The sequence below is a fragment of the Enterobacter asburiae genome (assembly GCF_001521715.1).
Classification (GTDB): domain Bacteria; phylum Pseudomonadota; class Gammaproteobacteria; order Enterobacterales; family Enterobacteriaceae; genus Enterobacter; species Enterobacter asburiae.
Genome location: NZ_CP011863.1, coordinates 1,089,447 through 1,116,145, shown reverse-complemented (window position 1 = coordinate 1,116,145; position 26,699 = coordinate 1,089,447). Strand labels below are relative to the sequence as shown.

General features: G+C 53.0%; 31 protein-coding genes and 1 pseudogene. 3 read left to right on the top strand and 29 right to left on the bottom strand.

Annotated features, from left to right (window positions below; translation table 11 throughout):
• Positions 1 to 1,029, bottom strand: a complete 1,029-nt coding sequence (locus ACJ69_RS05670) for a Mal regulon transcriptional regulator MalI (RefSeq protein ID WP_023311457.1) — start codon at positions 1,027 to 1,029, stop codon at positions 1 to 3.
• A 177-nt stretch (positions 1,030 to 1,206) separates the two neighbouring features.
• Between ACJ69_RS05670 and ACJ69_RS05665 the strand changes: the two are divergent.
• Positions 1,207 to 1,401: pseudogene (locus ACJ69_RS05665) on the top strand (PTS sugar transporter subunit IIBC); the annotation flags it as partial.
• 139 nt (positions 1,402 to 1,540) lie between these two features.
• Here ACJ69_RS05665 and ACJ69_RS05660 read toward each other — a convergent pair.
• Together ACJ69_RS05660 and ACJ69_RS25650 are read right to left on the bottom strand one after the other, a co-directional pair.
• The gene (locus ACJ69_RS05660; RefSeq protein ID WP_023306078.1) at positions 1,541 to 1,858 is read right to left on the bottom strand and encodes a hypothetical protein; all 318 of its coding nucleotides are present in this window, start codon (positions 1,856 to 1,858) and stop codon (positions 1,541 to 1,543) included.
• Positions 1,858 to 2,097 (bottom strand): hypothetical protein, encoded by a 240-nt coding sequence (locus ACJ69_RS25650; RefSeq protein ID WP_054829849.1) that lies wholly within the window; start codon positions 2,095 to 2,097, stop codon positions 1,858 to 1,860. Before ACJ69_RS25650 ends, ACJ69_RS05660 begins: the two co-directional genes overlap by 1 nt.
• 86 nt (positions 2,098 to 2,183) lie before the next feature.
• Here ACJ69_RS25650 and ACJ69_RS05650 point away from each other — a divergent pair, with 86 nt between their 5' ends.
• Positions 2,184 to 2,450 carry a DinI family protein gene (locus ACJ69_RS05650; protein WP_054829850.1) on the top strand — a complete coding sequence of 89 codons (267 nt, stop codon included), beginning with the start codon at positions 2,184 to 2,186 and terminating at the stop codon, positions 2,448 to 2,450.
• Between the two features lie 94 nt (positions 2,451 to 2,544).
• Here the strand turns inward: ACJ69_RS05650 and ACJ69_RS23880 are convergent, their stop codons facing one another.
• The 6 genes from ACJ69_RS23880 to ACJ69_RS05620 are packed head-to-tail and all read right to left on the bottom strand — an operon-like array spanning position 2,545 to position 10,445.
• On the bottom strand, positions 2,545 to 3,753 hold the full coding sequence (locus tag ACJ69_RS23880) for a tail fiber domain-containing protein (RefSeq protein ID WP_063849362.1): 1,209 nt from the start codon (positions 3,751 to 3,753) through the stop codon (positions 2,545 to 2,547).
• 56 nt (positions 3,754 to 3,809) lie between these two features.
• The gene (locus tag ACJ69_RS05640) at positions 3,810 to 4,757 is read right to left on the bottom strand and encodes a DUF6453 family protein (RefSeq protein WP_054829852.1); all 948 of its coding nucleotides are present in this window, start codon (positions 4,755 to 4,757) and stop codon (positions 3,810 to 3,812) included.
• A complete protein-coding gene (locus tag ACJ69_RS05635) occupies positions 4,757 to 8,536 on the bottom strand; it encodes a TipJ family phage tail tip protein (protein ID WP_081051419.1) in 3,780 nt (1,259 codons plus the stop codon). Before ACJ69_RS05635 ends, ACJ69_RS05640 begins: the two co-directional genes overlap by 1 nt.
• Before the next feature lie 9 nt (positions 8,537 to 8,545).
• Positions 8,546 to 9,079: a tail assembly protein gene (locus ACJ69_RS05630; RefSeq protein WP_059346638.1), complete on the bottom strand. Its 534-nt coding sequence runs from the start codon at positions 9,077 to 9,079 to the stop codon at positions 8,546 to 8,548.
• Positions 9,022 to 9,741, bottom strand: coding sequence for a C40 family peptidase (locus tag ACJ69_RS05625; protein WP_054829864.1), 720 nt, complete (start codon positions 9,739 to 9,741; stop codon positions 9,022 to 9,024). Before ACJ69_RS05625 ends, ACJ69_RS05630 begins: the two co-directional genes overlap by 58 nt.
• On the bottom strand, positions 9,741 to 10,445 hold the full coding sequence (locus ACJ69_RS05620) for a phage minor tail protein L (RefSeq protein WP_023303627.1): 705 nt from the start codon (positions 10,443 to 10,445) through the stop codon (positions 9,741 to 9,743). Before ACJ69_RS05620 ends, ACJ69_RS05625 begins: the two co-directional genes overlap by 1 nt.
• A 165-nt stretch (positions 10,446 to 10,610) precedes the next feature.
• Here ACJ69_RS05620 and ACJ69_RS05615 point away from each other — a divergent pair, with 165 nt between their 5' ends.
• Positions 10,611 to 10,808 carry a hypothetical protein gene (locus ACJ69_RS05615; protein WP_022651024.1) on the top strand — a complete coding sequence of 66 codons (198 nt, stop codon included), beginning with the start codon at positions 10,611 to 10,613 and terminating at the stop codon, positions 10,806 to 10,808.
• On the opposite strand, the gene ACJ69_RS25175 is transcribed toward ACJ69_RS05615, so the two are convergent.
• The 20 genes from ACJ69_RS25175 to ACJ69_RS05520 form a co-directional block, all read right to left on the bottom strand.
• Positions 10,787 to 10,942: a hypothetical protein gene (locus tag ACJ69_RS25175; protein WP_022651023.1), complete on the bottom strand. Its 156-nt coding sequence runs from the start codon at positions 10,940 to 10,942 to the stop codon at positions 10,787 to 10,789. The genes ACJ69_RS05615 and ACJ69_RS25175 overlap by 22 nt on opposite strands.
• 21 nt (positions 10,943 to 10,963) lie before the next feature.
• Entirely contained in the window at positions 10,964 to 11,311 is a 348-nt protein-coding gene (locus ACJ69_RS05610; protein WP_054829853.1) for a phage tail protein, read from the bottom strand.
• The gene (locus ACJ69_RS05605) at positions 11,311 to 14,673 is read right to left on the bottom strand and encodes a tape measure protein (protein WP_059346636.1); all 3,363 of its coding nucleotides are present in this window, start codon (positions 14,671 to 14,673) and stop codon (positions 11,311 to 11,313) included. The genes ACJ69_RS05610 and ACJ69_RS05605 overlap by 1 nt, the downstream gene beginning before the upstream one ends.
• A gap of 47 nt (positions 14,674 to 14,720) precedes the next feature.
• Positions 14,721 to 15,242, bottom strand: a complete 522-nt coding sequence (locus tag ACJ69_RS05600) for a hypothetical protein (RefSeq protein WP_048962465.1) — start codon at positions 15,240 to 15,242, stop codon at positions 14,721 to 14,723.
• 346 nt (positions 15,243 to 15,588) lie between these two features.
• A complete protein-coding gene (locus ACJ69_RS05595; protein WP_059346634.1) occupies positions 15,589 to 16,119 on the bottom strand; it encodes a KilA-N domain-containing protein in 531 nt (176 codons plus the stop codon).
• A gap of 92 nt (positions 16,120 to 16,211) precedes the next feature.
• Positions 16,212 to 16,955 carry a DUF6246 family protein gene (locus tag ACJ69_RS05590; RefSeq protein WP_232248375.1) on the bottom strand — a complete coding sequence of 248 codons (744 nt, stop codon included), beginning with the start codon at positions 16,953 to 16,955 and terminating at the stop codon, positions 16,212 to 16,214.
• A gap of 40 nt (positions 16,956 to 16,995) precedes the next feature.
• Positions 16,996 to 17,730: a phage tail tube protein gene (locus ACJ69_RS05585; RefSeq protein WP_045339749.1), complete on the bottom strand. Its 735-nt coding sequence runs from the start codon at positions 17,728 to 17,730 to the stop codon at positions 16,996 to 16,998.
• 15 nt (positions 17,731 to 17,745) lie between these two features.
• Positions 17,746 to 18,132 (bottom strand): phage tail termination protein, encoded by a 387-nt coding sequence (locus ACJ69_RS05580; RefSeq protein WP_045339753.1) that lies wholly within the window; start codon positions 18,130 to 18,132, stop codon positions 17,746 to 17,748.
• The gene (locus tag ACJ69_RS05575) at positions 18,129 to 18,566 is read right to left on the bottom strand and encodes a hypothetical protein (RefSeq protein WP_017384090.1); all 438 of its coding nucleotides are present in this window, start codon (positions 18,564 to 18,566) and stop codon (positions 18,129 to 18,131) included. Before ACJ69_RS05575 ends, ACJ69_RS05580 begins: the two co-directional genes overlap by 4 nt.
• Before the next feature lie 7 nt (positions 18,567 to 18,573).
• A complete protein-coding gene (locus ACJ69_RS05570) occupies positions 18,574 to 18,936 on the bottom strand; it encodes a hypothetical protein (protein ID WP_054829865.1) in 363 nt (120 codons plus the stop codon).
• Positions 18,920 to 19,108, bottom strand: coding sequence for a hypothetical protein (locus ACJ69_RS25645; protein ID WP_054829866.1), 189 nt, complete (start codon positions 19,106 to 19,108; stop codon positions 18,920 to 18,922). The genes ACJ69_RS05570 and ACJ69_RS25645 overlap by 17 nt, the downstream gene beginning before the upstream one ends.
• On the bottom strand, positions 19,108 to 19,509 hold the full coding sequence (locus ACJ69_RS05560) for a DUF7370 family protein (protein WP_054829867.1): 402 nt from the start codon (positions 19,507 to 19,509) through the stop codon (positions 19,108 to 19,110). Before ACJ69_RS05560 ends, ACJ69_RS25645 begins: the two co-directional genes overlap by 1 nt.
• A 58-nt stretch (positions 19,510 to 19,567) precedes the next feature.
• Positions 19,568 to 19,864, bottom strand: coding sequence for a hypothetical protein (locus ACJ69_RS05555; RefSeq protein ID WP_032676276.1), 297 nt, complete (start codon positions 19,862 to 19,864; stop codon positions 19,568 to 19,570).
• Positions 19,865 to 19,873: 9 nt separating this feature from the next.
• Positions 19,874 to 20,971 carry a major capsid protein gene (locus ACJ69_RS05550; protein ID WP_032676277.1) on the bottom strand — a complete coding sequence of 366 codons (1,098 nt, stop codon included), beginning with the start codon at positions 20,969 to 20,971 and terminating at the stop codon, positions 19,874 to 19,876.
• 14 nt (positions 20,972 to 20,985) lie between these two features.
• A complete protein-coding gene (locus ACJ69_RS05545; protein ID WP_032676278.1) occupies positions 20,986 to 21,441 on the bottom strand; it encodes a gp53 minor capsid family protein in 456 nt (151 codons plus the stop codon).
• Positions 21,442 to 21,453: 12 nt separating this feature from the next.
• Positions 21,454 to 22,716 (bottom strand): hypothetical protein, encoded by a 1,263-nt coding sequence (locus ACJ69_RS05540; protein ID WP_047064334.1) that lies wholly within the window; start codon positions 22,714 to 22,716, stop codon positions 21,454 to 21,456.
• 3 nt (positions 22,717 to 22,719) lie between these two features.
• Entirely contained in the window at positions 22,720 to 23,649 is a 930-nt protein-coding gene (locus ACJ69_RS05535) for a phage minor head protein (RefSeq protein WP_059346632.1), read from the bottom strand.
• Positions 23,603 to 24,955, bottom strand: coding sequence for an anti-CBASS protein Acb1 family protein (locus ACJ69_RS05530; RefSeq protein WP_054829854.1), 1,353 nt, complete (start codon positions 24,953 to 24,955; stop codon positions 23,603 to 23,605). The genes ACJ69_RS05535 and ACJ69_RS05530 overlap by 47 nt, the downstream gene beginning before the upstream one ends.
• 14 nt (positions 24,956 to 24,969) lie before the next feature.
• Positions 24,970 to 26,217, bottom strand: coding sequence for a PBSX family phage terminase large subunit (locus ACJ69_RS05525; RefSeq protein ID WP_054829855.1), 1,248 nt, complete (start codon positions 26,215 to 26,217; stop codon positions 24,970 to 24,972).
• A complete protein-coding gene (locus tag ACJ69_RS05520) occupies positions 26,210 to 26,668 on the bottom strand; it encodes a DUF2280 domain-containing protein (protein ID WP_054829856.1) in 459 nt (152 codons plus the stop codon). Before ACJ69_RS05520 ends, ACJ69_RS05525 begins: the two co-directional genes overlap by 8 nt.
• Positions 26,669 to 26,699: the final 31 nt, after the last annotated feature.

Genomic DNA, 26,699 nt, shown 5'->3' with positions numbered 1-26,699 from the left:
TTATTTCACCGTCACCAGCCGCGCCGCCACAATCTGGTGCCCGGCCTGCACATCCGTATTGTCGATGCGCTGCATGATCCTGTCCGCCAGCGTGTAGCCCATCTCCCGCGCAGGGGTGGTAGCCCAGACGATCGGTAGATCGTCTAGCGCATTTTCACCGACGTCGGCGAACGCCCCGAGCGCCACCTGGTGGCCGAAGAAGGTTTCCACCCCGCCCTCGCCGCTCTGACGCCCGGCGCGGATCAGGCCAAACCAGGCGCCCATGGCAATCACATCGTTATAGCAAATCACGGCGCTGATCGTCGGACTGCTGCGCAGCAGCGCGCCTATCGCTTCCGCCGCTTTCTTCTGGCTGGATTCACACTCCACGACCCATTCGCTGTGGAACGGCAGGCCGTATTTTATTAGCGTCGCGCAGTAGCCGCCGACCCGCTCGGCGCGCGTCAGGGACGAGCTTTTCCCACCCAGCCAGGCAATGCGCTGATGCCCGCGACGAATAAGATGCTCGGTCAACATTTGCGCGGCCTGCATGTTATCAGGGCGCAGCGTATCGGCCTCGTCCAGGTAGCTGGCGCGCGAAGCAAACACCAGCGGCACGCCTTTTTCGGCGGCGCGCTCGCACAGCTCGCTGCCCACGCCAGACGCTCCGGCGACGATCACCCCGTCAACACCCTGGTTCAGCAGCATATCGAGCCGGGAGAGAAGCTGATCGGCCTCGCGACCGCCGTGCAGAAGAAAGACCATCCGCCCCTGCGCTTCAAGCGCTTCGGTTAACCCGGCGGTCAGCTCCGCATAGAAAGGTGACGTCAGGTCGCGAACAATCAGGCCAATCACTCCGCTTTGCCCGCCGCGCAGCGCCGACGCCTGACGGTTACGCACAAAACCCAGCTGCTCAACCGCCTCGTTCACCCGCTGACCGGTCGCAGGAGAGATGCGCCCTTTTCCGCTCAGCACCAGAGAAACGGTGCTGACGGAAACGCCCGCCGCCAGCGCAACATCGTTGATGGTGATTTTTTTCGCTACAGCCATGTGTTGGCGTGACTCCCTGAAATGAGATCGGTAAAACGTTTTATCAATACGTTATCTTTATACTACCAGTCAAAGCCTGAGAATGTGATTTAGCACGCACTAAACTTTGATAAAACGTTTTATCTTCTCGCAGCATTGAGGCAGACAAACTGATTTTAACAATAAAGGAGTCGTTTTATGACGGCGAAAGCAGCACAAAAAATATCGCTGTGGGAATTTTTCCAGCAACTGGGTAAAACCTTTATGCTGCCCGTGGCACTCCTCTCGTTCTGCGGGATCATGCTCGGGATCGGCAGCTCGCTGAGCAGTAAAGACGTCATCACGCTGATCCCGTTCCTCGGTACCCCGGTGCTGCAGGCGATCTTTATCTGGAGACTATTAAGTCTTTTAACGAAGTGGCTTGATGTTGGATTGATGTGAGGTAACTTCTGCTATGTTGCCGCGATACGATTTGTCATGTGCAATGAACTAACGTCGTTTCGCGGTAACTTTATGCCCCACCCATGCCCCATCACACCACCCTGTCATCCTGCATCACGCTGTTGATGAAGAATGTCACCCGCCCCATCACCTCAACCTCTTCCGCAGCCTCCCCCTCTATCGCTTCACCATCATCACAAATCAGCGCCCTGCCCATGACCCTGGCAAACTGAGTCCGTCCGCCGCTGAGGATTAGCAGAACCTGATTCTGTACCAGTCTGGTGCACGGCTCGATAACCGCAAAGCCAGACGAGGTTTCGAGGATGCGGCTGTCCATGCCGATCCCGCAGATAATTTCCGGAGATAAACGCGGTGCTACGAAATCAGCCGCCGGTGAAGGAAATCCCATCAGTGCACCCTCCCCATGTTACGCAGGATCCAGTAACGGTTATCGCTTCCATCCGTCGTCTTATCAGCAAAGTCTGGTTGGTATCTCTCAATCCATGTATTGGCATCTACCTGACTGAAATGCCAATTCCTAACGCGTAATTCAGTGATAAATTTGTCAGTGTTCAAACAAAGATATCCCTTGGGGTTCTGTTGTATGGCCGCTAAAAAGGCTGCACGTATATCAGCTTGACGAGGCATAAGAGCGCCCTCACTGGATTATTGACTGTATGTATACACAGTAGTATTTTTGTAATTACAGATCAAGTTAGGCAAGAGGGATAGTAATGTTTGTTGAACTAGTATATGACAAGCGTAATGTTGCGGGGCTCGAAGGGGCCAGAGAGATCATTCTGGCTGAGCTGACGAAGCGGGTGCACCAGATTTTCCCTGATGCCGAAGTGAAGGTGAAGCCGATGCAGGCAAACGGACTGAATAGCGATGCCAGCAAAAGCGATCGGGAAAAACTGAACCGCATGCTGGAGGAAATGTTTGAAGAGTCCGATATGTGGCTGGTTTCGGAGTTCCCGACCGTTCGCCAGGTTGGCCTTTAAATTCTACTCGGGTAATATTCCCGACGTTTGCTCGGGCATGAACACTGAGCAGCCAGCCGTCGCCCATAGTATGCAAGAATGGGCGGCGGTTTCCTCAGCTTCCAGACCGCAACGCTTCGACCTGTTTCTTTAAATCTTCTATTTGAACCATTAACGCCAGAATAGCTTCATGGTGAAGAGCTGCGGCCGCACCTGCCACATCCACCGATAATGTATTTTCAATCTCTGTGCCGTCATCAAGGATAGTCGTACCACCAGTGAAAACCGCTGTCGGGATCACTTCCATCAGTTCCTGAGCGATAAACCCCTGGCCCGGAGGTGCGTTATCCAGTCGTTCCCACGTATAGCCACGTAACATCTTCATTTTTTCAAGCGGAGACTCAATCGGCCTGGTATTTGTTTTAATGCGATGGTCGGAATTATTGACCCATGAACCATTATTCGCTGTGGCGTTCCCCCCGGCGGAAAAAACCCAGTTGGTGTATGTGCCATTAGCCTTGTCGATGCCAATTGCAATATCCTGAATATCATATCCACCACCCCGGCGGGCACCTATGTAACCAGTATCGTTAAAATATTGAAATGACGACCTGCCAATAACACCACCTACAGAGCCAGTATCAAATGACTGGATTCCAACTTTGTTACCTGCTCCAGAATTAAATGCCGATGTAAAAAGTGATGGTGATGTCAGCGTACCCCCGGTCTTCCCGTTCACCGTATTCAGGCGACTGTCGTCACCGGCCGCCACCGTTCCCGCAGTTGTTCCAACGTCCCTGGTGGCGCTGTTTCCTAAACCGAGGTTTGTGCGAGCGCCAGCGGCAGTCTTATCACCAGTCCCTCCCTGTGAAATACTTAGCGCTGTAGTCAGCCCGGAAAGGCTGGTAATGTCACTGTTTGCCCCTTTCTTGGCCAGTGATTTCTGACCCGGTACCGTGACAGCCACGCCGTTAATTGTGATGGTGACGTCTGTAGTACCGTTCATCACATCAGCGAATCCGCTCATATAGCGCTGGTACATCGTGAATGTTTCAGCAATATCCTGCGCCAGGCCATCGACACTAAGGCTGTCGCTTAGCAAAATCGAATACTTCGTTCCTGCAGGGATTGCAGGGTTTGCCGCTGGTGTCACGGTGAGACTGGTTGCCCCGCCGATAGCGGTAATCTGGAATACCTGCGGCGGGCTGGTTAGCGCGATTACGGTGCAACCATTACGGATTAGAGTGCCAGCTGCTGTAAAATTTGTTCCGGTACCTGTTAGGGTATTTCCGCTGATGGCAATAGTGCCAGTGGTATAAATCATATTTTCTCCAGGTAATAAAAAACCCCGCCATGGCGGGGCTTGTTAGTGGGGTTGTGTCAATACATTGCGGGGATGATGGGAATACTCATTCCGGTATATCTCTCGCCGGTCACAGAATACTTGTCGGTCCATCGGGAACGGACGCGGCCATTCCCACATTTTACCGAGTTCCCGCTCATCACCAGTCCCTTGGATCGCATGTTGCACCACCCGCTGGCTGTTGAAGAGTTGAAACCATAGCAGCCAAGCGCAATCATGCTGTTGCCAATATCGACCCAGCTATTGCCCGGTGAATAAAACTGATTGCGGAATATAAACGGACGGCGGGTGGTAGAGAAAGTGCACTGGCCAGCAGCGTTGATGAAATTTAATCCTCTCCCGGGTACAGGAGCCTGAACCGCAAAAATCGCAATATCGACATTCACAGAACGGGCAATATCGTCATAGCCCGTGTAATCCTGCCGGGAGTAAATATTATTACCATCACATTCAAGCGTAGCTGCGCTGTCATTCCAGCGGGCAAAAACGAGCCCTTTGGCCGGAAGTGTGTAAGTACCATTTACATTGACCGTTCCACTGAAAACACAGGAAGCAACACGGCTGACATCAGTGATCGCAATAAAGTCTGTCGAATCCTCAATGAGCAAACCACGGTTTCCACTCTGCCCTGCGGGTAAAATCTGCCAGACTGTGCCGGGAAATGTTTTATCTTTCCCCCAGCCATCTGATGACCAGACACTCTGCGTCAGGGTTCCGTTTCCGTTATTGGTTATCCCATCGAGAACCATAATCGTTGTTATCAGATTCGGCGAGCGAGTCACATTCACAACCGAATTTGATGGAATGAAAAAAGGGGTAGCTCCGGCAACATAGCCCTGAACAGTCATGGTCTGCTGGCCCCATGCCTCCACAGCCTCCCCACCATACGACGGACATTTCATTCCGGCAGTGATGGTCATTGCCGGACGCCCGTCATTCAAATCGATATAAAGTCCCCTGGCCATCAAAACTCTCCCAGAACAATGCGCCCACCGTTCGACAAATTGACAGTGACACCGTTGTTATTGATCGTGACTCCTCCCGTTGAGTTGGTGAATCCAAACTGCCCATTCTGGGCGTAAACCCCTCCACGAACCGTGACATTGTTGAGTTCAGCAGAACCATTCTTGTTGATGGTCCAGCCTGCTGTACCCGCACTGTAATTATTCGACTGAATGACATTTCCGATCTTGGCATTGGTGATAGTGCCATCCTGAATGAAGGTGTCACGGATAAACGTCTGCCCGTTCTGAATGACGAAGGGCAAATTTACAGCTCCACCAGCCTGAGACATCACCGCAAATCGGTCAGCCACGAACAACACCTGCGACTGCATTCCGGATGGAGTGTTCTGAACACCAATACCCATGCCTGCAGCATACTGACGGCCGTTAGCATCAACAGCCACCTTAATGCTGTACATCGCATTCAGATTATTGTTGATGTCTGCTGATACCTGCGCATTCTGAACAATGGAGGCCTGCTGGCCATTAACGGTAACCTTCAGCGAATTGATCTGAGTAGCCGAAGCCTGTGTGAAATCAGCAAGCGTCTTTGACAGGTCAGTGACATTCGCGGTATTCCCACCGGTACTGGAGTCAAGGGTGCGAAACGACTCAGCAACAGCTTTACTGGCATCGGCCATTACATTATCGACCCGCTCAATACCGGCTTTGTTATCGCCATATTGCACGCTCAGAAGATTACGCTGGTTAACCTGCGCGAGCGTGCTGGTGATCAGCGCGATAGCATTGCTCTGAATACCGCCGCTGGCCTTATCAGTTTGTGCACCCAGTTCTTCCAGACGTGATGCCATTGAGGAATCGAGGTCCGTGACAACCTGGCTAAGGTCAGTGATTGATGCTGTATTCTGAGCACCTACAGCAGCTGCTGAATCAGCTTTGTCAGATGCGGCCTGAGTGGCAGCCGTCAACTGGCTTACAGCAGAAGCGCGCGCTTCAGTTTCCGTTGCTAAAGCCTGGCGAACATCAGTAATTCCGGCTTCATTCTGCGCAGTTTTTGCCTCAAGGCGAGTAACATCCGTGACGCGCGCTTCCGTCTCAGTGGCGATCACCACCCGGAGCTGTTCGAATGTCGCAGAGTTAGCCCCCTGCTGCGCAGTCTGGCGCACAACAACATCAGCAATGGCAAGTGCGTTACTGATGATTGCCTCTGCGGTCTGCTTGTTAGAGCCAACCACCGCCGCGAGACCATCCGCGTTATCTTTGATGGCATCAGCCAGTTCTGCGAACTTTTCACTGCTCTCGACGGCGCTCTCGATGAGGTCTTTAAAGGTATCGCTCTCTTTAATTTCCTCCAGGATTGCATCGGTGATATCGCTAAAGTCATCCGTTGGCTTTCCTGAAGCCTCAACAAAATCAGAAACCCCGAACGCGTTGCGTGTCCGGACATAAACGTAATAGACGTGGTCAAACTTGAGCTTTTGAATGGTCCACTGGTTCCCCCTTCCGAGGAATTGAGTTTTGTTCTCAATATCATCGGTTAATGGGATTGGCGTCTCGCCAGCGTACCAGAACTCAAAAGAGGTATCTGATGTTGCCGTTACAGACATAACTGGCACCAGAGTGGCCTGTAATGGTCCGGGTATCCACTGAACGGAGTTAGGAGCCTTTGGCGCGCCTATAATAAGACTCACCTGAGTTTCGGCGCCTTTCATCCCGTTTTCATTGCGCCCACGAACGCCGAGCGTGTAGCTACCGGCAGCAAGGCCGTAAAACTCATACCGGAACTGGTCAGTTTCGTACTGAGATACCAGCTTCCCATCAGCACTGTAGATGTACAGCTCAAACACCAGCTTTTTAGTAGTGGTTGCCGTCTCCCACGTTGCTGTAACCTGGACGGTCTCGGTGTTTGTGTTCAGGATTCGCAGGTTTTCCACGTTAGGCACGCGGTAGCCGTTCAGCGTATCGCTGGGAACTTCAAACACTGCACCCTCGTCAACGATGGCCTGTTTGTTGGGGTCGTGCAATGAGGCCGTTATGCTGTATACGGAGTTGTTTTCCGTTTCGGCAACGCTCAGTATCCGGAAAAGGCGAATCGCAACGCTTGCGGTTGAAATGGCAAATACAGTTCCCGCCCTCACCCATTCAGGTTCGTTTTTGAGTGTGACGTTGTTTCCGTTAACGCCATCAATCTCATAGCGAGAGAACTTTCCGTCCCTCCCCATAATCGACATAGTGGAGCCGTCCGTTACTACCGAGGAATCAACCGCGTCAACCGTTATCACCCTCCCGGAATGAGAAACAATTCTCCCCCCGAGGCGAGTTCCTGCGTAGTCATTATCCATGACCTCAACGATATCACCCGGCGTGAAGTGGATAGCATCGCGTGCCATCTGGAAAGACAGTCTGCTGCTTTCACGCTTTGCTGTTTCCAGCAGCCATTTACCTGCCCGCCATGCCTGTCCGCGAGAGGTGCAGCCAAACGCCTCCAGAGTGGTTTCGTTGTAGTTCCCTTTGGCTATCATCTCATCGTCGGAAACGTACTCTTTCACCTGCTCCCATCCGTTGTCGGGGTCAGTCCAGGACACTACAACCGCATTGTATTTCTCTGAACGCTTTACAGAGCTTCGTTTGAACTCGCCATTCACAACGTTGGCGTTCGTGATTGTCGCAATCGGATCCTGTGGAGCGTCCAGCATTACGGACAGGCGCAGGCCGTCCCACAGCGCAATGCCACGGAACATGCTCGCTATCTTGTCGAGAATGTCTCGCGCACTCGCCTGCTCTGTGATGTAGGCGTTGAGCGTCATGCGTGGCTCTTTGCCGCCATACCCATCATCTACAAGCTGATCGCAATATTGCGACAGAATGTAGAGTGCGCCATCGTCAACATCGATGTATCCGGCGCGTTTCGCCAGGCCAAATCGGGTGTTTTTCGCCAGCTCACGGAACAGCCACGCCGGGTTGTTAGTCCATGCCTTTTTGAAGCCCCCCGTCCACAGCCCGGAGTAAGTTCTGGCAATTGGCTCGTAGTTATCCGGTACGTCAACGATCAGCCCGCGAAGATGATATGTGCGGCTCGGCGTGTCGGTGTACTGGTCACGGTCGATGACTGAGCCGGCAACAGCAGAGAACGGATAGCTAAGGTTGTCGTCGGTGATCTCGCTGTAGCTGTTCCAAACAGTCCCGTTTGACAGCAAATCGCTGCTGCTGTCAGGCGTAATGCGGCGAACGCGGATATCAAACGGTTTGGTGTCGGGGGCATCAATGACGTGCGCCTCAAGGTACTCGCCAGAGATTTTCCCTGTAATCGTCACCGTCTTCTCCATGACCCAGCCCGACGAGCCAGTTCTGGTCTCGATAACCATCGTTACAGAGGTGTTTTTCTGGTTACCCTTGGAGTCCTGCTCCATGAGCCCGGTGACGCCGATGTTAAAACGAACGCGGGTCACGTCCTGATCTGTCACGGTTCTAACCAGCGGGGTATCGTAAGTGACCTCAGTGTTAACAATGGTCGTCGCTTCGATTGCAGAGAAGCCGTTGATTGGCTCCTGAGTTTCCGATCCAGGTCGCCAGGCAACACTAATGCCGTTCACGTTGACATTACCGTTCGAGTCAGTGATAGGCGTCTTATTCAGCTTGAATGAAGACAGGTGCTCCTGATCCACCGGGCCCGCGATTGGCCCCTCAGATATCAGATCCAGTACCCGATAGAATTGTTTTGATTTGAGGTTGTCGTCGAGTAGTTTTGGGGTTGATGCTTTACCGCCACCTGAAGACATAGCGCCACCTTAGCTGATTGATTCTTCCCAGTCGGAATTATTAGATGTGTCGATCCCGAGACTTATTACGTTGCTGCCGACCTCCATCTCGCCGAGGAGTATGGGGACAGGATGCCCCTGTCCGACCCTGTTTTCTGCACTGGTAAACGAGTTATTCGTGAGGGTGTTTGTTTCGGCCGCTTCCGCTGAAGTTTTGCTTTTCATGTTCCGGGACATGTAGATGGAGTAAGCAACCGAGGCGGCAGACAGCACCAGTGAGGCAATGAGAACTATCGTACTGGTCTCAAGTCCCGCCCCCTCAATCACCGGGACAAACAGCACTACAGAGCCATCCTTCAGGCGCCGATCCATGTGCCACTGCACCGAAGACGTTTCAACATCCTCACCCGCCACTCGCATTCTTACTCTGGCGTTCAGGAATGCTTTTTTGAACTCCTGATTCTGAGCAAGCAAAAGACGAATGCCCTGGGCAGGGGTATCAACGCTCAGCTCGACTTTGCGGAAATGTCGGCGTAAATGCCCTGCAAATTTAAAGATGAGCACTGTTCATGTCTCCATATGGAATGCATCTGCTTAACGTATGCCGGGCGCATTTGCTCTCTCCGGCTTAAATGCCCTGAGCAATCGTGGTGAAGAACCATATTGTCATCGAGCAGAATCATTGCGTGGCAAGGGTCAGCTCCGGGGAATGGTTGCCTGATTATTACGTCACCTGGCAGCGCTTCTCCCGGCGATACCTGATTGAAGCCATTGCGCGACATGTTGTTCAGATAAAGGTTCTCCCCTCTCAGCCACCAGCCATTCGTCCTTTCGAAGTCAGGGAGGTCAATGCCACACAGGTGATACGCATCACGGAATAGCGTGTAACAATCAGTCACTCCGTGCTCGAACCGCCTCCCCAAAAGGTAATCCACCGGCCTGAACGTTCTGATTTTCCCGTTACAGGCCAGCACCCATGGAAGGCCCGATGCAACCTGGCATTTACGGTCGGCGCCGGACAGAACCGGGCTGTTCATTGGGTGAGAGTGAAATACCGCAGTCACCTCTCCAGCCTCCTCGGCCGCCAGCCACTCATCATCACTGATTCGGAAGTGCTTTCCAGGCTCCGGGTGAACATTCCGACAGCGGAACAACTGCCCGCCATCCAGGATTAAGCCGCACACCTCATCCTGCGACGATGCCGCATAATCGAGTAATTCTTGCATCATGAAACCTTCTGAGAGCCGGGGAAGCTGCTGATTGGCATTGGTTCCGGTCGTGGATAACGGAAGCGGCAGCCGCTACGGCGGTGAGAGCACTTATCTTTCGCCGGGTCAGTGGTTGGATTGTCGCGCTCATCTGCAACCGGCGGCCCGTCATATCCGCACCCGACGCCGCGATACAGCCACTGGCAGACGTCGGCAAGGATGGTTCGCGCCGGGATGATAGCGTTGTCGCAGTCAATCGGTGTCGCCAGCGTGTAAGTGACCTGCTCGAATGTCTCTTCGGTCATCTCTTCCACAACGTAGCGGGAAACCGCTTCCTGCGTCGGATCTGCGTCAGGGTTGCCATTGGGGAAGTTCACCGCGTCCAGGTATTTCACCGGAACCTGACGGCGGGTGATCACCACCCCAAGCATGTCGTCGAAGTCATGGTTTATGCCCGTCAGTAAACCCGTGACGTTCGCCACCACCATTGTTGGCCGGGCATATGTGCCTTCGTTCTTTGACTCGAACCCTTCGACTGCTATCGGGTATGCCTGATACTGATTCCCCTTCCAGATCACATTTCCGTAATATCCATTGGTGCCGGAATGGAACCGGATAAGGTCTCCGCCAAAGGGTTGCAGGTCGGCTTCGAACAGGTCGATAAACGCGCCTACTCCGGCGTCGACGCTATCAATAATCATACTGGCTGGTATGTCGCGCACGGCAAACTCCCATAAAAAAAGCCACCAAGTGGTGGCTACTGTTTGAATATCAGGATGTTGCTTACTGATAACCCTGGTTAACGTGTAAGCTCAGCCCGTCAGTGGTGGGACACTGACGTAACCATCGAAGGGGGATGGCTGATTACCTCTGATAAAGGAAAAATAATGTCAGAATTGAAATTAAACGCTATTGACTTTATTTCTTTTGCGGTCGCTGGAAATACATTTAAATTAAAAGCTAATTTGATTGGCCCTAATGACCAATTTCATTCGGTAAACCTAGATATAGCGCCAGATGAGATAAAGAATAAAACCATCGGTGAGATTGAAAAACTTGCTATTCAAGCCTTGCGTTCAGCTTGAATTACGGCAATTTGATCTAATTTCGCAGTGATTTGATTATAAGCACAGGTGTGAGCGCTAATAACTTCTTCCATCTGTGCTTTCATTGAATCAACCATAGCCTCTAACTCTTCAACACGTTGTTCTAAAGTCATAACTGTCTCCCGCCTTTCGGCTTATCGTGGTACTTGTTCAAAAGTGGCCGTCAGTTCAAACAGCGGCCCGGTCTTTGTCATATTCCAGGATCGGCAGACAAACAGCTTCCTCACTCCCGTATCGGATGACGTCCAGTAGAACGATTCAACCGCCCCCCTGGCCTTGAGGAATGCCTCAGCATCCTTCGCAGGGTTACTGCGGCACGCTCCGCTGACGCCGCGAAAGGTGAGCGAGTATTTATCCATCAGTGGATTGATACCCTTCACCTGTCGCTGTTCGTAACCGTCGCCGAGCTTAACGACGGCAACATTCGGCGTGCGCTCAACGGAGTATGCTTTCTGTGGTGTCCATGTGAATGTTTCTGGCACTATGACCTCCGTAGTAACCCGTTAGGGCGCTGCTGATCACGAATGGTGCTGAGGCTAACCTGCTTCATCATCTGCGCCATCTTAGCCATGGTCGCATCGTCTATGCCGCCAGTGGTGTTGATTTCGAAAGTGATGTGCTGCACCACCCCACCGCCTCCTCCAACCTTATCAGCAGGAATGATCTTCCCTGACTGGTTCGGGATGAATGCCTGCTGCCCACCTGCTGTCTGGAAGATTTCAGAGCGTCCATCTTCGTTGATGCGGTAAGCGTTTCCTGCAGATACCCCACCACCGTAGCGACGGCCACCTGCAAGAGCCAGCCCCTTAGCAGCAACCAAAGACTGAGCATACGCAGCCTGGCCTACCCCTGCCGCGCTGCCGTATGTGGCGATTGAAGCGCTCATTGCGGCTGGCGCCCATGCAGAGGCGGCGGCGGTAGCCTGTGCCATAGTCGATGCCAGTGATGCAGCGGCTGCAGCTTGCCCCATTAACTGACTCTTAACCCACTCCACGCCCATCTGAACAAAGCTGCCAACGACACTGTTAAGGATGGTAGTGCCGATGTTAGCCAGTGATTGTTGAAGGCTCTGAGTGCCGTTAATCAGCCCGGTTATGGCATTGGTCGCCCCGCCCTGAAGCGAATCTACAGCGTCAGCCATGAGCTGGTTGGTGGTGCTCTGGTTGCGATAGATTTCCCATTGCGCAGCGATACGAGCCTGCTCGTATTGAGTATTGGCAGCATTCATCAGTTCGAGACCACGCTGAGTGATCTGGCCCTTTTGGGTTTCAAACTGCTGGATGAGAGCCAGTTCCTGCGCGTGCTGATTTGCTAATTGCTGAACCGGGTCGATTTCACCAATTGCAGATTGTTGCGGTGTTACTGCCTGCTGGGCCCGGATTTTTGCCAGGTTAGCCTGATGCTGCTGCTCGATACGCAGAGATGTTTCGTTGAATTGCTCCTGACTTATCTTCTTGGCGGCCAGAGCGGTTCTAAGGTCTTCAACATCCTGTTTGTAGCTAGCATTCTCTTTGGCTTCCGGTAGTAGTTTTTCAGCAGCGGCCTGGGCTTTAAGGGCATTTGCTGTATCCCAAATTTCCCCGCGATATTTACCAGCCAGCGCGATCTGCTCTTGAGTTGCGCCTTTCCCAAGTGATTGCTGGGATGCGAGAACTGCCTGTTCGCGGCTTAATTCTTTTGTAGAATCGGCTGCGAGGTCTGTTTGCTGCTTAAGATTGGCAAGTTTTTGGGTAACAGCTTCCTGCTGGTTGGCTGCCCTGGATGCTTCGGATGCGGCGTCTTTAGTTTCCTTTTTCCCTTTCTGCTGAGCTTGCTGTGCGTCATATTCGGCAGCAGCCCTTTCACGAGCCAAGGCCACATCCCTTTCCATCTGCAACTTCGATTTTTCATCATTAGCGCTTCCGGCGTATAACTTCCTTATATCCTGCTCAGCCTTCAACTGCGCACGCTTGCGGTCGTTAAGCTCGCTCTGGAGTGTCACCTGGTCCTGAAGTTTATCAAGGTAGTCCTGAGCATCTTTCGGGCGATCTACCATCAAACTGCTGGAGTTGAATTTCTCCTTAGCTTTTGCGGCGAAATTGATCATATCGCCAAGCTTGCCCATCATTCCGGCGGCGACACCCGCTTCCTCACCATCCCGGCGAAGCAGGTCAATCCCTTGCCTCATCGTGCCATTGAGCGTGGCGCGTCCTATGTTAATAGCGTTCTGCGTCTGGCTAAGGCGATTCTGCGCACGTTCAAGCTCGAGAGTTGCAATCGCTAATTTATCCTGGGCACCACCTAATGCTTCAGCGGCCTGACGGCCTCGAGTAGTGTTCGTTCCCCAGTTTGCGATCTCCCTTTCTTGCCTCTGAACAGCAGCTGTAGCGTCGTTAAATTCTTTCTGTGCGTCGGCTACCGCATCGCTAAGGGTTGGCAGATTCTGGCTTAACTTGCCAATGGTGGCTGCCAGCTCGGTATGCGACATGGTCTGGAACTTAGCGCTCAGATCGTTGACGCTATCTGCCAGGTTATTGGCATCGTCTCTGGCCTCTTTAGCTCGCTGAGAGAAATATAGGATCGCACTGGCCGCGAGCATGGCTGCACCACCGGCTCCGCCTATTAATCTTAACGCCCTGCTTGCCAGGCCAGCCCCGGATGACGCTGCCGCTTGAGCAGCGTTACTTGCTACTAATGCTCGATTGTAATTTGCAACAGCAGCAGTAGCCGCTACCCTGGCGACAGATAAGCGTTGCTCGGCGGCTGCGGCATTCGCCGCGCTGATCGCTGTCTGCTTCATCATCTCCGCAAGCCGGATCTCGTCCAGCGCCCGTTCTTTTGCGATAGCAGCTGCGCGGAGATCTGCGGCGGCTTTATTTGCAACGGCTTGCGCCGCCTGCATCTCTGCTGCCGACTGATTTCTTGCAGCAACTGCGGCCTTTACCTTCGCAGCAGTAGCCATTGTCAGTGCGCCAACGTAGCGGCTACCCATTACAGCAGCGGTAGCGGTCAAGATGGCACTAAGAGCGCCGATGTTCTCACTGACGCTGATCACGGCATCGTTGAAAATTGCTGTACCGGTTTTTACCGTGGAGTTTTCACCAAAGAACTTGGTGATGTTGTTCCCGGCAACCTGCAATGCCTGACTGATAGTTGTCGTGGTGTTAGCAAACTCGTTGCCGATCGCAGTTCCCTGCGAAAGTAATCCGTTAACCACAACATCAGTAGTCAACTTCCCGGCAGCGGCCATCTGGCGCATTTGCCCGATGCTGACCCCCATTGAATCAGCAAGCGCGACAATTATCCTGTTGCCCTGCTCATTCACTGAGTTAAATTCTTCGCCGCGCAGAGCGCCAGATGCCAGCCCCTGAGACAGCTGGATAATAGCGTTTTCGGCCTCTTGCGCAGTAGCACCGGAGACAACAAATCCCTGGTTAATGATGGTCGTCAGTTTAGCCAGATCGTCGGCACTGGTTCCATATTCCCTGGTGGCACGCTCCAGTCTCGCATACAGAGACGCCGTAGCGTCGAGGCTTCCGCGAGTTTGCTGGGTGATATTGAACACCCGCTCAGTAACGTCAACCAGCTGCTCGCTTGGGCGGAGGGCGTTGGCCAGTTTGTTATTGAGCGTAGTCCATGCGTCGGCGTATTGAGATACCTGTTGAACCGACAGGATAGCCATCAGAGAAGTGGCTACACGACTCAGGCTACCAAAGGATGATGTTAGCGATGAAGCGGCCTTATCAGCCCGCTTGAAACCACCTTCCATGTCGTCGGTTACGTCACGAACCTGTTTATCAGCACGCAGCAACTGTGCCGTATCGGCCTTAATCACATATTCAATATCACCGACGTTTTGGGTCATTTCACTTTCTCCGGGCAATAAAAAACCCCGGATGGCCGGGGTCATTATTATTTTTGTGAGCAGGCTTTTATCTGCTCAGGTGTAAAATTCGGATCTATGCCATCGGGAAGCACTACCCACTTCATATCGAAAGTGGTGTATTGCATATCTTTCAAGCCACCGCGTTTATAGAGAGCAAGCAAATTGTTTAATGCTGATATTTCTTCACTGGGGGCGTGGTTTTCATCAGCAAAGATGAATGATTTAGCATCCTCTATTGGTTTTGGGATACTAACCTTCAGCATTACCTCTGTGGCATTCCCGACTTGACTCTCACTCACTGGTTCAAATTTCACTTTACCATAGAGGTATTCACTCAATTCGTAGTACTTATTAGTTGTCGGCAATGTGTTTTCGTCAAAGTAATGAAAATTTCTGACGAAGCTTTCCGAGCACTGTGAAATTTTACTTTTTGAAAGCAGTCCAATGTCTTTGCTTTTTATGAATTTTTCTACTTTGTCTGTTGCGGTATCTTGCCCACAGCCCAATAGCGCCATTGCCAAAATAGCAATCGAAAGCAACCTCTTCATATCCCTATCCCCTTTGGTAAATGTGCCAAAAGAGTAGCAGGTATCGGGCGACGACAAAACTAGTTACATGTCACTTGGTGACTAGGGCAATGAACAAGGGAACAAGTATTGCCGATACCAAAAGGCCAACCAGCCATTTTTGGTTGTCGTCGATCTTATCAATGAACCGCTTTTCCATTGAGGAAAGGTTTTGGTTGATGCTTTTCAGCTCGGATTCAATACCTCGGATGTTTCGCTCTCGCAGTTAGTCTGTGGCTTCAAGTCTTGCAAGTCTCTCGCGTGTGTACATATCGCCTCCGTCATATATGGCAACAGGAAAACCCGCAGTTAAGCGGGTTATCGCTGCCTACATAATGCCAGGCAAATACATCTGCACCTCATCAGCAATGCGATCACGCGCTCCATGGAGTAGCTTTTTGCGTCCACCAACTCCCCACCGGGCCATCTGGCTGGCGCACTGGCTAATCGCTTTGGATTCGTTATTAATGATGTGGTCAATTTTGTTCAGGCGGGACATTGCATTAATGCCGAGGCGTACTACTGTTCTGAAAACCTCGTATACCTCAATTTCGAATTCTGGCTTAATCCAGGCTGCGTAGCGAATAGCAAGTAGCTCGATACCCCACACCCCAGGCTCATCACCACCTTTAATTACTTTAAGTGGTTGAATTTGTTCCAGAGTGCTTTTTTGCACTTTGGATTTTAGTGCTTTTATGAAGCGCTTAACTTGAGCGCTACGCAAAAACTGACTTGGGCGCTGCTGTTCTGTTGCCTCTCCGTTTGCCACTGCGGCTGCATGAAGATCATTGAGGTTATAGCGCCCTTCGTCGTCAACACGAACGGAAACGCCGTTTACTGATACGGTTGGATATTGCATGAGGTTTACCTATAGAAAGTGAGCCTGTCACACAGAGATAGCCGCCCCAGAGTACAACTAACTCTCAGGCTCGCTTTCTGTAGGCTCTGGGATTATAACGTGCGCGTGTGAAGCGCGGTGGGTTTATTGCGGATGCAAAAAAGCCCCACGGACGCAGGGCTTATCGTTTCATTTCGTAGGTTGCTATGCGGACCATGCCTCTGTGCATCCATTGCCAGCATCTGCTCCGCCCAGTCCATAACCTCGTCGTATCTCTCCTGGGTTGGCACCTTGCCTTTATCCTTTTGCGGGAACTTGGCATTCATGGCAGCCCGGAAGCTGGTCATCGTCATGTTCCAGGCGTCCGACTCGCTCATTCCGAGGTGGGCAACGGCGGTGTAAACGAATGACCGCACATCGAATTTGTCGCTGTACTCGCCCTTCTTGCTCTCGAACTCTTCGGGCGGCTGATCACCCATCACGCCATGCAGAATCAGGTGGCGCGCCAGCTGGATAACGTCTTCAACTGGCAACGAGCCAGGCTTAAACAGGAGGCGCCCCGCCGTAGTCACCGAGTAGGAGCCGATGATTTCAGCAATGTCGCCTTCAGAGCAGTGTTTGACTACACTAGCTGCGGCCGCTGCCATATCCGCAAAGCAGCGTGCATTAGCCGCTTTCAGAATCTGGGGGTCTGCAATTCTGTGCTTTGGGTAATGGCCTGCATGAACTTTCACGAAAGCATCAACGATTTGCTCAGGCGTGCCGATTCGGGACATAGCCAGGAATGAAGGGTTGAGGAATATCTCTTTGCCGCTGGCGCGAATGACAGCCTGACCGATATCGGTGATTGCTTTCATGGAAACTCTCAATAATAGGGAGGCCAAGCCTCCCATGGATTTAGGCTGCGTTCACGGTTACAGTAGCTGGGCTGGAGGTTACCGAGCCGGCGGTTGAGGATGTTACCTGACAGGAGTAAGAACCCGCGTCACCAGTAACGACGCTCGCCTTCGTGTATGTAGCGTTTGTTGCGCCGGTGATGTCAGTGCCGCCCTTCTTCCACTGATAGGTCAGAGTGGAACCATCAGAGACATTTGCCGCCACTGACAGGTTTAGTGCATCACCCACCGTGAGCGTGCGGTTCTGCGGCTGAGTAGTGATCGTGATTACGGCGCCGACATCACGCACATCCACCTGACCCGCGCTTGAAGCCTCAATTGACCATGTGGCCACGTCATCATGAGGGGCTTCATCTTCCCACGAAGTCACCATAAACGGGCCTTCGGTAATGTCGTTTGGAGAGATGATTTTCAGCCAGACATACGGCTGATTGCTGGTCTCTGCTGGCGGGTTGTAAACGTGACGCTTCAGCGCGTTCTGCGCATAGACATCTTCTTTTCGGGTTACGCCATCTCCAGAGAACGAGATGTTTTTGTAGGTTACGAGATTTTCCTGCGTGTACGCCGCGCTCATATCAGCGGTAGCGTCTGCAGTATCCCATTCAGCGGAAACAGTCTTCCCGCGCATCATACCAAGGCGCTTATAGTCACCGTTGGCGGGTTGTGATTCGGGGCAGCCAATCGCGTAGTAAACGACGACATCACGCCCTGTGAAAGCACCTGCTTCACATGCCATGTCTTTATCTCCGTGTTATCGGGAAATGATGGTTTGAAAGGAAATATCGAAGAGGTAGCGACCTTCTTCGGTCTGGATGGCGGGGATACCGCCGATTGGCTGCATCGAGATGATGCACTCAGTCTGGTAGTCGTCGATCATCGCCTGACGTATTGCATCAGCGTGGTCTTCAACTTCGTTAATGTCGCTGTCGTTCTGACCGGAAAGAACAAGGAATCTGAAATAATCTCGTGTTATAGCCTCATCAGGCTTGCCGCCACCGCCCTGCTGGATGACGAGGTATCTTTCCCCTTCAGTTCCTTCCAGCTCGTTCCAGAAGCGTTTCTGGACGCGATAGCCGACATCAAAACCGTGGGACTGCAACCACGCTCTCAGAGCGTCATACACCTCGCTACGCGTCATACTTTGTATCCTTGCCTGATGATGGCCTTAATCTCGTTAAGGCCGTCGCGCTCAAAGCCTTTGGTCAGAAATCCCGGCTCAGCATCAGGATCCCAATAATTGCCTTTCCCCGTTCCACCACCGAATTCTTTTCCGGCGCGAGTTCTGCCAAAATGTTCACGCGGCTGACCTTTTAGCTTCCCTGACATGCCATGAACGGCGGCAGCGTATGCAGCCGTGTACCCAACCTTTCCCTGCATCCCGCCCGGAATTGATACAAGCGTCCTGTATTGGCTATTGATAAGATTGGATGTATCTATGGGGGTAAGTGCCGCGGCATAAGACGAACCGACAATCATTACTTCAGTCAGCACTTTTTCGGTGCGTGGCCCAGCGATGTTTGCCAGCACCTTGCGGGTGTTCATCTGGACGCGCTTGATACCTTTAACGGGCATGATTACCTCACGTCAGGATTTTGTAGTCGGGCTCTTCACCGAAAAATGACATATCCCAGTCGGTTACGGCCCGAATGACGTTGGCTCCTGCTTTTAGCGGATCTGATAGCGCCGTAGTGTCACCTCTGGCGATGTACCAGTCTCGCTGTGGCATGGTTGCGGTAATGCCATTACGCTTCAATTCAGTAAAGAAAATCAGGTTCGTGGTGAACTCTTTACCACTGGCATCAACGGCAACTTCATTGTTCGCCGTCCAGGTGCAGTCAATCAGGTATGGGGTGCCGTTTGTCCAGGTGTTGTTCCAGTCGTCATAGACGCGAGGGTAGACAGTGGCGACGTTGGTGTAAGACCAGTTAGCCGTGACTGACACTTTCATCCTCCCACCGGATAACCTCCGGATTCTCAGCGGCGACCTTCCGGCACAGCAAATACCATTCACCGTTACTTTTAACGTAGCCCGTGACCCGCCGCCCGCTGTCAGTGATAACCCATACCTTTACGAAGGGCTCAGGGAGCCTCTGCTTGACCGATATCAACGCCATCATCGACTCCCGTTGCACATGCAGCCGCCACGGGCAATCCAGATGCCAGCAAAAGCGGTGTTAGTCGGATCAGGCGGGATAAGGCTTGTAGCGCATCCATACTTATCTAGTCCCCTCAGAAGCCCCAGAGAGGCTTTCCATCGGTCAGCAAAAGACAGGTACCGAAATGAGCGTGATGCGCCGTTGGGCCCTGTCTGAGAACTGATGTACTTGTCACCCTGACCCAGCGCCATTAGCCCCAGCAGGTAGGACTGTATTAGCAGAGCGGTTGCCGGAGGGTAATGCGCATCCAGACACTCCTGAATGCTGCCAGCCTGCTCTAAAAGAGCCTGCAGGATGAAATCAGGCAGCGTGATACCGACTGACTCCAGATATTCTTTGGCCTGTTCTGTGGTAATCATGCGGGCCTCTGATAAGCCCTCCGAAGAGGGCATAAAAAAACCGCCTTAGAGGCGGCCGTTATTCAGCAGGGAAAAGCTGTTCGAACTCACCTTCCGGCAACAACTCGGTGAGCTTCTCCAGACCCAGGTTGCCTTTATGCTCAATGCCCAGCGCATCGAGTCGGGCAATGACTGCCTCTTTGCGCGCTTTGTTGTCAGTGCCAGCACCCGGAGTTGCAGGTAGCAGTTCCGCAGCAGCTTTATCGGACAGCTTGCGCACATGCGATTTAAGTGACGGGTGTACTTTGCCCAGCTCAACAACGTCACCAAGCGCAACGCCGTGCCACGGCTTAACCACTTCGTATTTTTCAGCCATGATTGCTCCTTAAGCCAGGTTAGCGCCGTAGACCACACCGGACAGGCCTTCGCCGTCCTTCTTGATCTGCAAACCTTCTGCGGACATGATCTGGAAGTTGTAGTTGCTCTGCGGCATCAGGCGCGGGAGCGGTACAACGCCCACAGCCATACCTACCAGAGGAGAAATCACATCCTGTCGGCGCTCGTACGCCAGGAACTCGTTACCTTCCAGTGCATAGGTCATCTGGATAGACTTAGCAGGAATAAACTTGCTGATCGCATCCAGAACGGTTCCGCTAAGCAGCGCATTTGTGCCGGTGTTGATATCCACCAGATACGGCTTAGCCATGTTGGCCCAGACTTCAGGGCTCACCCACAGCTTGTCGTAAGCTGTAACCTTGTTACGGCGGGCAGTGAGGCCAAATGGACCTGTAGGGCCAAAGAATGCCAGTAGCTCAGCCGGTGTAGCGGTGGTGAGATTGATATTGGCGCCGCCAGCGCCACTACCCAGGTTAATTTTCTGAGTGTTGCGATGGTTCTTCATGCCCTGAGCCGGCATACCTTCCACAACAATGCTTGGAGCGCCATTCAGGTAAAAGTCTACGCGCTTCTTGTGGAATTTACGCATCTTGGCCGACTGAGACTCCAGAGCCAGATCGATGCCGACAGTGCTCAGTCCGGCAGCATGGCGCCAGTTAACGCCGTAACCAGCAGTGAATACCGGGATCGGGTCGCCATCAGAACCAAACTCAGTATTATCGAAAGAGTAAGACGCCTGACCATCGATGCTGATAGACACATCATCCGCGATATCGCCAGAGACGTTATACAGCTTTGCAGTTTTCCCAATCGGCAGCACGGTCTGCACACCCATCAGGTCATTGACGATTTCCATGCCAATTTCCTGATCGCGCATCTGGATAATCTGGCGGTCAATTTCGGCCCAGAATTCACGCGTAAAGCCTCCGATGGCATTCGCCGCCAGCATTTCATGCGTCATGCGCGTGCGGTACGCGTTGACCATCATGTCATGCTGGGCGTTATAGATATCACGATTGGCCCACAGCTCACTCCAGTGCCCTTGCAGTCGGCGGTTAGTAGCCAGTGTTTCAGCGGTAAAATACATTATTATTCTCCTGATTAAGCGCCAGCACCTGCAGCGGCTACGGTACCGACGCGCATACGCACGCGGATGAAATCGGTAGTGCTGGCTGCGATGGTCGCATCGTCCTGGCTATAGCCAATCACCGAATCGGTGTCTGCAGTAGCTTTGGTAAATTGCCCATTACTACCCAGCTTGATTGGATCGTCTTTGGCATAAGTCCCCGCCACGCACAGCAGCGCCAGCTCGCGGCCCTCTTCTACGTAGTTACCCACTGCGGAGTCGCCGGCTGGCACTGCTTCAGTGATTTTGAGGCCCTGATGATAGGCAACATCGATGATGTAGATACGACCAGCCAGCGCAGTTGCCTGCGCAAACTCATTGTCGTCATTGATGACTGCAGCGGTACCGGGCAGCAAGGATGCGGCAGTAACGCGGGTTTCGGTCTTGTACAGAGACTGACCGTCGATATTAACGCGACGATAACGTGCCATTATTCTGGCTCCTTATTTGAAGTATTCGGCAGGGTTAGGTGCACCGGTTTCTTTCTGCTGCTGCGCATTGTTGGTGCCCAGCGGAGCAGCTTCGCCCAGCGACTTGAACATTGCGTCCAGGGCATCGCCAGAAAGCGCGTTGGCCACGATGTCACCATGGACCTTAGCAACCGCATCACGCTTGGCTTTCTCTTCAGCGCGTGAGTTGGCGGTCAGGGTTTCCGCGAGCTGATTCTGATTGACCTGCAGCGCATCAACTTTTTCCGCAAGAGGCTTGATCGCCTTTTCGGTATTGGTGGCAACGGCCTCGCTAACCATGCTGCCGATTTGTTCCAGTTCTTCTTTGGTTAAAGGCATGTCGCCCTCCGTTTTGTGGTTTGGTGCAGGCTGTTCCTGCGGTGTGAAAAATGATTTGAGCTTGTTGACGACAGCAACCCATGAACTCTGGCGCTGAACCTCTGTACCGGTATCGTCAAAGACAATCTTTCCGCCTTCAGACTTGTATCCGTAAACCTTCGGCTCGCCATTGTTGAGGATGATTACCGCTTGCGAGTCAGTGAAGTCAGCCACCCAGGCGTATTCTTTCTCGCCAGGAGCGAATTTATCTTTCGCTGCCTTCTCCAGCCTCCGCTCACGCTCGCGATAGGTTTCCCCCACCAGAGCGCCGGAATTAGCTTTCAGTGGAGTGGCAAGATCAGCATTTACCATCATCCCTACCCCCTGTTCTGGCGTAGCTGCGCCAACCTCATCCAGAAGGATGGCGTCATGGTCCATCGCGTGAATTTTCGCAACCCATGAAGCCCCCTGAGCTTTCTGCTCATCGTTCGCTTCAAGCTCCTCCAGGAATACGGCAACGCTGGTATGGATTGGCGGAACATCCTCGCCTTTCTCCAGCGCTTCAAGACGCTCAAGGAGGCGCTTTCCGTCATCCGTGCGCTTTGCCACTTCTGTATCGATCCACTTCTCGACGTAGACGCGGTTGCCGGACTTCTTGACGTTTTTGTTCCATGCCCCTACATAACCCACATTCAGCCCCTCAGGACTAAAAGCAGAAACAAACTGACCGTTGACCTGTGGATGTCCAAGCGGTGCCAGTGTCCCCTCCAGGCCACTGTAGTGCTGGTCAATCTCACTGGCCGGATACAGACCGCCGTTCATGACCACGTTCGCCGGAAGGGTGTAGGAAGGAACAACCCAGTGCTCGCGTCCGTTGTGCTGTTCGCGCCGGATGGCCTTACTGTTCACCTTCGAGGTGACATTAACTTGCATTGGCATGAGTTAACCCTTAGCCCATTGGTAGCCACGGGCTTTCATTGTGTTAAATGTTTTCTTAGCTTTATCGATGATGGTGTCACTTAACGGCTTGCCGCTTTCATCGACCATAACCGCGATCGTGGAGCATTTGCAGTTCACGCCGTTTGCATCCTTAGCCCACCACTCCCGCTGCTCTTCTGCGGTATACAGATGGGCGTGACGCGCGGCATGGGTGCTTCTGGTCGTCGGGCTGAGCGCTGATATGTGCATCTGCTTTGTACGGATGCCATATCGTTCTCTGGCTTCGTCTTCTTCGTCCAGGCGCGCACGGCGCAGCGCGGTGGTAATCTCCGTCCTGGCAATACGATTAGCCCGGCGAGACTCAATCCCCGTCTGCTCAGTAAGGCGCTTAGCTATCTCCAGTGGATTTTGTCCGCGCCCAAGTCCATCGGTCAGTATCCGCGCCATATCCGCTTTCACACTGGCGCTGAGGTTCTTCATTTCCTCGAAGGTACGAGCGCGAACAAGAATCAGCCTACGTCGGTACGGTTCGCTGAGAAGGATTGTCGATACGCTTTCCTGTCCGGCAGCGTACACGGCTGATTGCTGCGCCAGATTGGCAAACTCCTGCGCCGTGCCGCGCTGATACGCCGGGTTGACGTAATCAGCCCAGAACCAGAATCCTGTCTCGTTATCTGCACCTAAAATCTCATCAACCAGCAATGAGGCATTGCTGAGGAGCATTGATAGCTGGGTGGAATCGAGGTCGAAGGTGTAACGCTGGTTTACTGATGGCGATGCAGGAATGCGGTCGAGAATGCCCTTGTACGCCTTGCCAATTCGCTTCATTCGCCTGGCGAACTCGCTCATTGCCCCGCGCTCAAGTCGGTCGGCACCCGTCGGGTCTTTAAGGTTTCCCGGAAGTATCGGTGACTTCGCTTTCCTCTTCGTCATCATCTACCTCTGGAAGTGGTTCGGGCGAACCCTCATACCCGGCGGCCACGCGAATTTCTTCACCAGTAAACACCTGCTCACCCGTGCCGATGGAAGCGCTGTTGATTTGCGACATCTTCTGAGCGGCATCCAGTTTTTCACTGTCGCTTTGCGCATTGAGGTCGTCCCAGATAACGGTCTTCTGACTGACCGGATCGAGGATGCTTAATTCGATCAGCTTGTCGCAGAAGTCCTCAATCTCGAATGACAGGTCGCCACGGCGAGACTGGCAGCGAGTATTGAAGTATTTCTGGTCTTCCGTGCTCGCTCGCTCGCCCGTCTGCATGCCAACGAGTATCTTTGTCGGGATATCCAGCGCAGCAGCGGCGGTTTGCAGGTTGACGTTATAGGTTGGAGAGGGATCGGATACAGCAGCCACAATCGGAGCAACATTGGCCCCCTGTGTAATAAGAACGGAGTCGTTCCCGATATTCATTTCACGGGCTACTTTATCGTAGATTTCATTAAGTTCGCTGTAATCAACCCCGTATGCTCTGGCTATTTCATCCAGTTTCGCCTCTTTATCAAAATTAATACTTAACTGGCGTGCAGCATTCTTCAGGAATGACTCACCAGACCCGCCCTCTACCTTCTCCAGGCTCACAAAGGCGTTGTAAGCTGGCTCAAGGAAGCCAATGGCATCGTCGGAGTAATCACCAAGGATGAAAACGCGATCGGGGTGGATGTTGACGCGGCGACTTGAACCATTCGGCAACCGTTCAGCGTACTGCCACATCTTCGGCTGTCCGTAGGTTTTCGAGTTCAGGCCAGTGTCCCAATCACCAACTGTCAGAGAGCCTGCCCATGCGACAGTAACCTTCTGGAGCATCTTGCCTTTCGTTACAGGCTGATCCCAGGCGAGGGAGTCATTGACGTGCAGAAGGATGCCTGCATAACGACCGACAAGGCGGCGACGGTCCGCCTCAGAGAATGAGCGCCAGAACCGGTTGGTGAATACCTGTTTGGACTTTTTCTCCCAGGCGGTTTCGTTTTCACTCTCGTCGGCATCGTCACCCTCAATGATTTCCGGGTTAGTCTGCCAGCACTTGCCCACCAGCTTCTCAACGGCACCGTGAGCAATACCACCGCGCCGGTACAGGGCGTAGAGGTTTTCGTATGTGACCTGCTCAGGGAATCCATATTCGCACCACGCAGAATTACGCTTGGCGTCCAGCCCCATCGAAGGGTTAAGCATCCCCATGCGGGCGCGAGCAAGCCTGGCGTCGTTAATCGCGTGATTAACCGCCAACTGTAATTTATCGTTCATGTCGTGTCCGTTGATTATCGAAGGCGTTTCGGAATCATCATGCCGACACCCTGCTGTTTACGTTTGATATGTCCATCAAGGGAATAGCGGATGGCGTCCCACGTATGCTCATCACCATCAGCCAGTTTCGGCAACACCTCACCGGTGATGCGGTCCGTTTTGTATGACCACATGCGGGCCTCCCGCGCCACGTTCTTGCAGCGCGGATGGATAATGATTTCGTCAAATCCGCGAAGGTGTGCGATCCCGTCCTCAACGCTCCCCTGCCATTTTTCGGCGGCTGAGATGTTGAAGCCCTGCCGCTTGAGATAGCTGATCGTCTCGGGTCGAGCGGAGTCGGCCTTGATGGGCCAGTCACGCGATCCGGGAATTGTGTCGTACAGCTCTGGCATGTGGTCGAGCTCTGTCTGCTGACCGTATGCCTCGTATTCGATGTACAGCCGGTTATGCAGGATGAACGAGCGCACCAGAGTGTTCGGGTCTTTAGCGAAACCGAAGTCAGCACCGAAGAACAGGCGATCGGCCTCTTTCCATAGTTGGTCCGAGAACTCAGCGATCCGGTATTTTCCGGCCAGCACCTGCTTATCAGAGTTTTCGAGGTAAGCACCCTCCCACACCCATGCGTATGTTGCCGGATCTAGGCGGCGCTGATCGTTCTGTCGCTCACCTTCAAGCACGTCAGGGAACCACGGGTTATCCGTGTAGTTCATCTCAACGGTGATGCAATCGTCTCCGGCTTCTTTACGAAACCGCTTATCCGTGGCGCTGCCGTCTCGTTCCGGGTTCCACGTCACCCAAATCTCTGAACCTTCCTCACGAACGGTCGGGCTCAGCTTCTGCCAGGCTATTTCGCTGACTGATTCAGCCTCATCGACCCAGCAGAGCAGGATGCGCGCTTTCGACTTGATGCTGTCGAGGTTATGCCGGAGACCGCAGAACACGTAGTTAACGCTCTTGTCGATGGTGCGGATGTACTTCTCGCCGATGTCAAAGTTGGAAGCCAGCCATGGAACAGATAGGATCGCCTGTTTCACCTCCTGCATGCTCGACTCTTCGAGCGAGTTCATGAACTCACGCGCGCAGAGCACTACGCCGCTTTCACCGTTCATCATCGACTGATACGCCTTTACGGCAGTCATCAGCGCGAATGTGCGGGTCTTGGCGCTGCCACGTCCACCGTGCGAGCATCGGTAACGCTTATTCACGGCGGTGAACAGTGGCGCAAGCTTCGCGGGGATCGGCAATTGAACGGCGTTACTCATGCTTTGGCTCAACAGGCAGTAGCTGGATGATTGTTGGCTGCGGCGTCATGCTGCCATCAGGGCTTGTATGCTCGACTTTCTGGCGATTAGTGTAGGCATCGCCCATTTCTTTGGCGGCCTGCTCGATAAGCTGCGAGGTCATGCCGTAGTTCTTCATCTTTTCAGCATTGGTCGCCATTCGGTCGAGAACGCGCAACCGGTACGCTTTATTTGCGATCGGAATGTCACCGATCTCATTCTGGAATCGTTTACGGGTAGCGTTGAACAGGTCAATCCACTTCTGGCTCAACTTGGCCGCCATTGCGTTGCCGGGCGTATATTGCGACACCTGCTGCCGTGAGACATCGATGCCATATTCAGCCTTTACAAGCTCAATGACTTTTACCGGGGTCTCGTAGCAGGCGAGTGATTGAACGATGAAGGCTTTAACCTCTGTCGATAATGCTGCCACAGGCTACCTCCATGACAATCTGAATAAAGCG

Bases quoted from the DNA above. Each gene is read 5' to 3' on its own strand.
- ACJ69_RS05670 (WP_023311457.1), bottom strand. From the start codon at position 1,029: ATGGCTGTAGCGAAAAAAATCACCATCAACGATGTTGCGCTGGCGGCG.
- ACJ69_RS05660 (WP_023306078.1), bottom strand. From the start codon at position 1,858: ATGGGATTTCCTTCACCGGCGGCTGATTTCGTAGCACCGCGTTTATCT.
- ACJ69_RS25650 (WP_054829849.1), bottom strand. From the start codon at position 2,097: ATGCCTCGTCAAGCTGATATACGTGCAGCCTTTTTAGCGGCCATACAA.
- ACJ69_RS05650 (WP_054829850.1), top strand. From the start codon at position 2,184: ATGTTTGTTGAACTAGTATATGACAAGCGTAATGTTGCGGGGCTCGAA.
- ACJ69_RS23880 (WP_063849362.1), bottom strand. From the start codon at position 3,753: ATGATTTATACCACTGGCACTATTGCCATCAGCGGAAATACCCTAACA.
- ACJ69_RS05640 (WP_054829852.1), bottom strand. From the start codon at position 4,757: ATGGCCAGGGGACTTTATATCGATTTGAATGACGGGCGTCCGGCAATG.
- ACJ69_RS05635 (WP_081051419.1), bottom strand. From the start codon at position 8,536: ATGTCTTCAGGTGGCGGTAAAGCATCAACCCCAAAACTACTCGACGAC.
- ACJ69_RS05625 (WP_054829864.1), bottom strand. From the start codon at position 9,741: ATGCAAGAATTACTCGATTATGCGGCATCGTCGCAGGATGAGGTGTGC.
- ACJ69_RS05615 (WP_022651024.1), top strand. From the start codon at position 10,611: ATGTCAGAATTGAAATTAAACGCTATTGACTTTATTTCTTTTGCGGTC.
- ACJ69_RS25175 (WP_022651023.1), bottom strand. From the start codon at position 10,942: ATGACTTTAGAACAACGTGTTGAAGAGTTAGAGGCTATGGTTGATTCA.
- ACJ69_RS05605 (WP_059346636.1), bottom strand. From the start codon at position 14,673: ATGACCCAAAACGTCGGTGATATTGAATATGTGATTAAGGCCGATACG.
- ACJ69_RS05600 (WP_048962465.1), bottom strand. From the start codon at position 15,242: ATGAAGAGGTTGCTTTCGATTGCTATTTTGGCAATGGCGCTATTGGGC.
- ACJ69_RS05595 (WP_059346634.1), bottom strand. From the start codon at position 16,119: ATGCAATATCCAACCGTATCAGTAAACGGCGTTTCCGTTCGTGTTGAC.
- ACJ69_RS05590 (WP_232248375.1), bottom strand. From the start codon at position 16,955: ATGAAAGCAATCACCGATATCGGTCAGGCTGTCATTCGCGCCAGCGGC.
- ACJ69_RS05585 (WP_045339749.1), bottom strand. From the start codon at position 17,730: ATGGCATGTGAAGCAGGTGCTTTCACAGGGCGTGATGTCGTCGTTTAC.
- ACJ69_RS05580 (WP_045339753.1), bottom strand. From the start codon at position 18,132: ATGACGCGTAGCGAGGTGTATGACGCTCTGAGAGCGTGGTTGCAGTCC.
- ACJ69_RS05575 (WP_017384090.1), bottom strand. From the start codon at position 18,566: ATGCCCGTTAAAGGTATCAAGCGCGTCCAGATGAACACCCGCAAGGTG.
- ACJ69_RS25645 (WP_054829866.1), bottom strand. From the start codon at position 19,108: ATGGCGTTGATATCGGTCAAGCAGAGGCTCCCTGAGCCCTTCGTAAAG.
- ACJ69_RS05560 (WP_054829867.1), bottom strand. From the start codon at position 19,509: ATGATTACCACAGAACAGGCCAAAGAATATCTGGAGTCAGTCGGTATC.
- ACJ69_RS05555 (WP_032676276.1), bottom strand. From the start codon at position 19,864: ATGGCTGAAAAATACGAAGTGGTTAAGCCGTGGCACGGCGTTGCGCTT.
- ACJ69_RS05550 (WP_032676277.1), bottom strand. From the start codon at position 20,971: ATGTATTTTACCGCTGAAACACTGGCTACTAACCGCCGACTGCAAGGG.
- ACJ69_RS05545 (WP_032676278.1), bottom strand. From the start codon at position 21,441: ATGGCACGTTATCGTCGCGTTAATATCGACGGTCAGTCTCTGTACAAG.
- ACJ69_RS05540 (WP_047064334.1), bottom strand. From the start codon at position 22,716: ATGCCAATGCAAGTTAATGTCACCTCGAAGGTGAACAGTAAGGCCATC.
- ACJ69_RS05535 (WP_059346632.1), bottom strand. From the start codon at position 23,649: ATGACGAAGAGGAAAGCGAAGTCACCGATACTTCCGGGAAACCTTAAA.
- ACJ69_RS05530 (WP_054829854.1), bottom strand. From the start codon at position 24,955: ATGAACGATAAATTACAGTTGGCGGTTAATCACGCGATTAACGACGCC.
- ACJ69_RS05525 (WP_054829855.1), bottom strand. From the start codon at position 26,217: ATGAGTAACGCCGTTCAATTGCCGATCCCCGCGAAGCTTGCGCCACTG.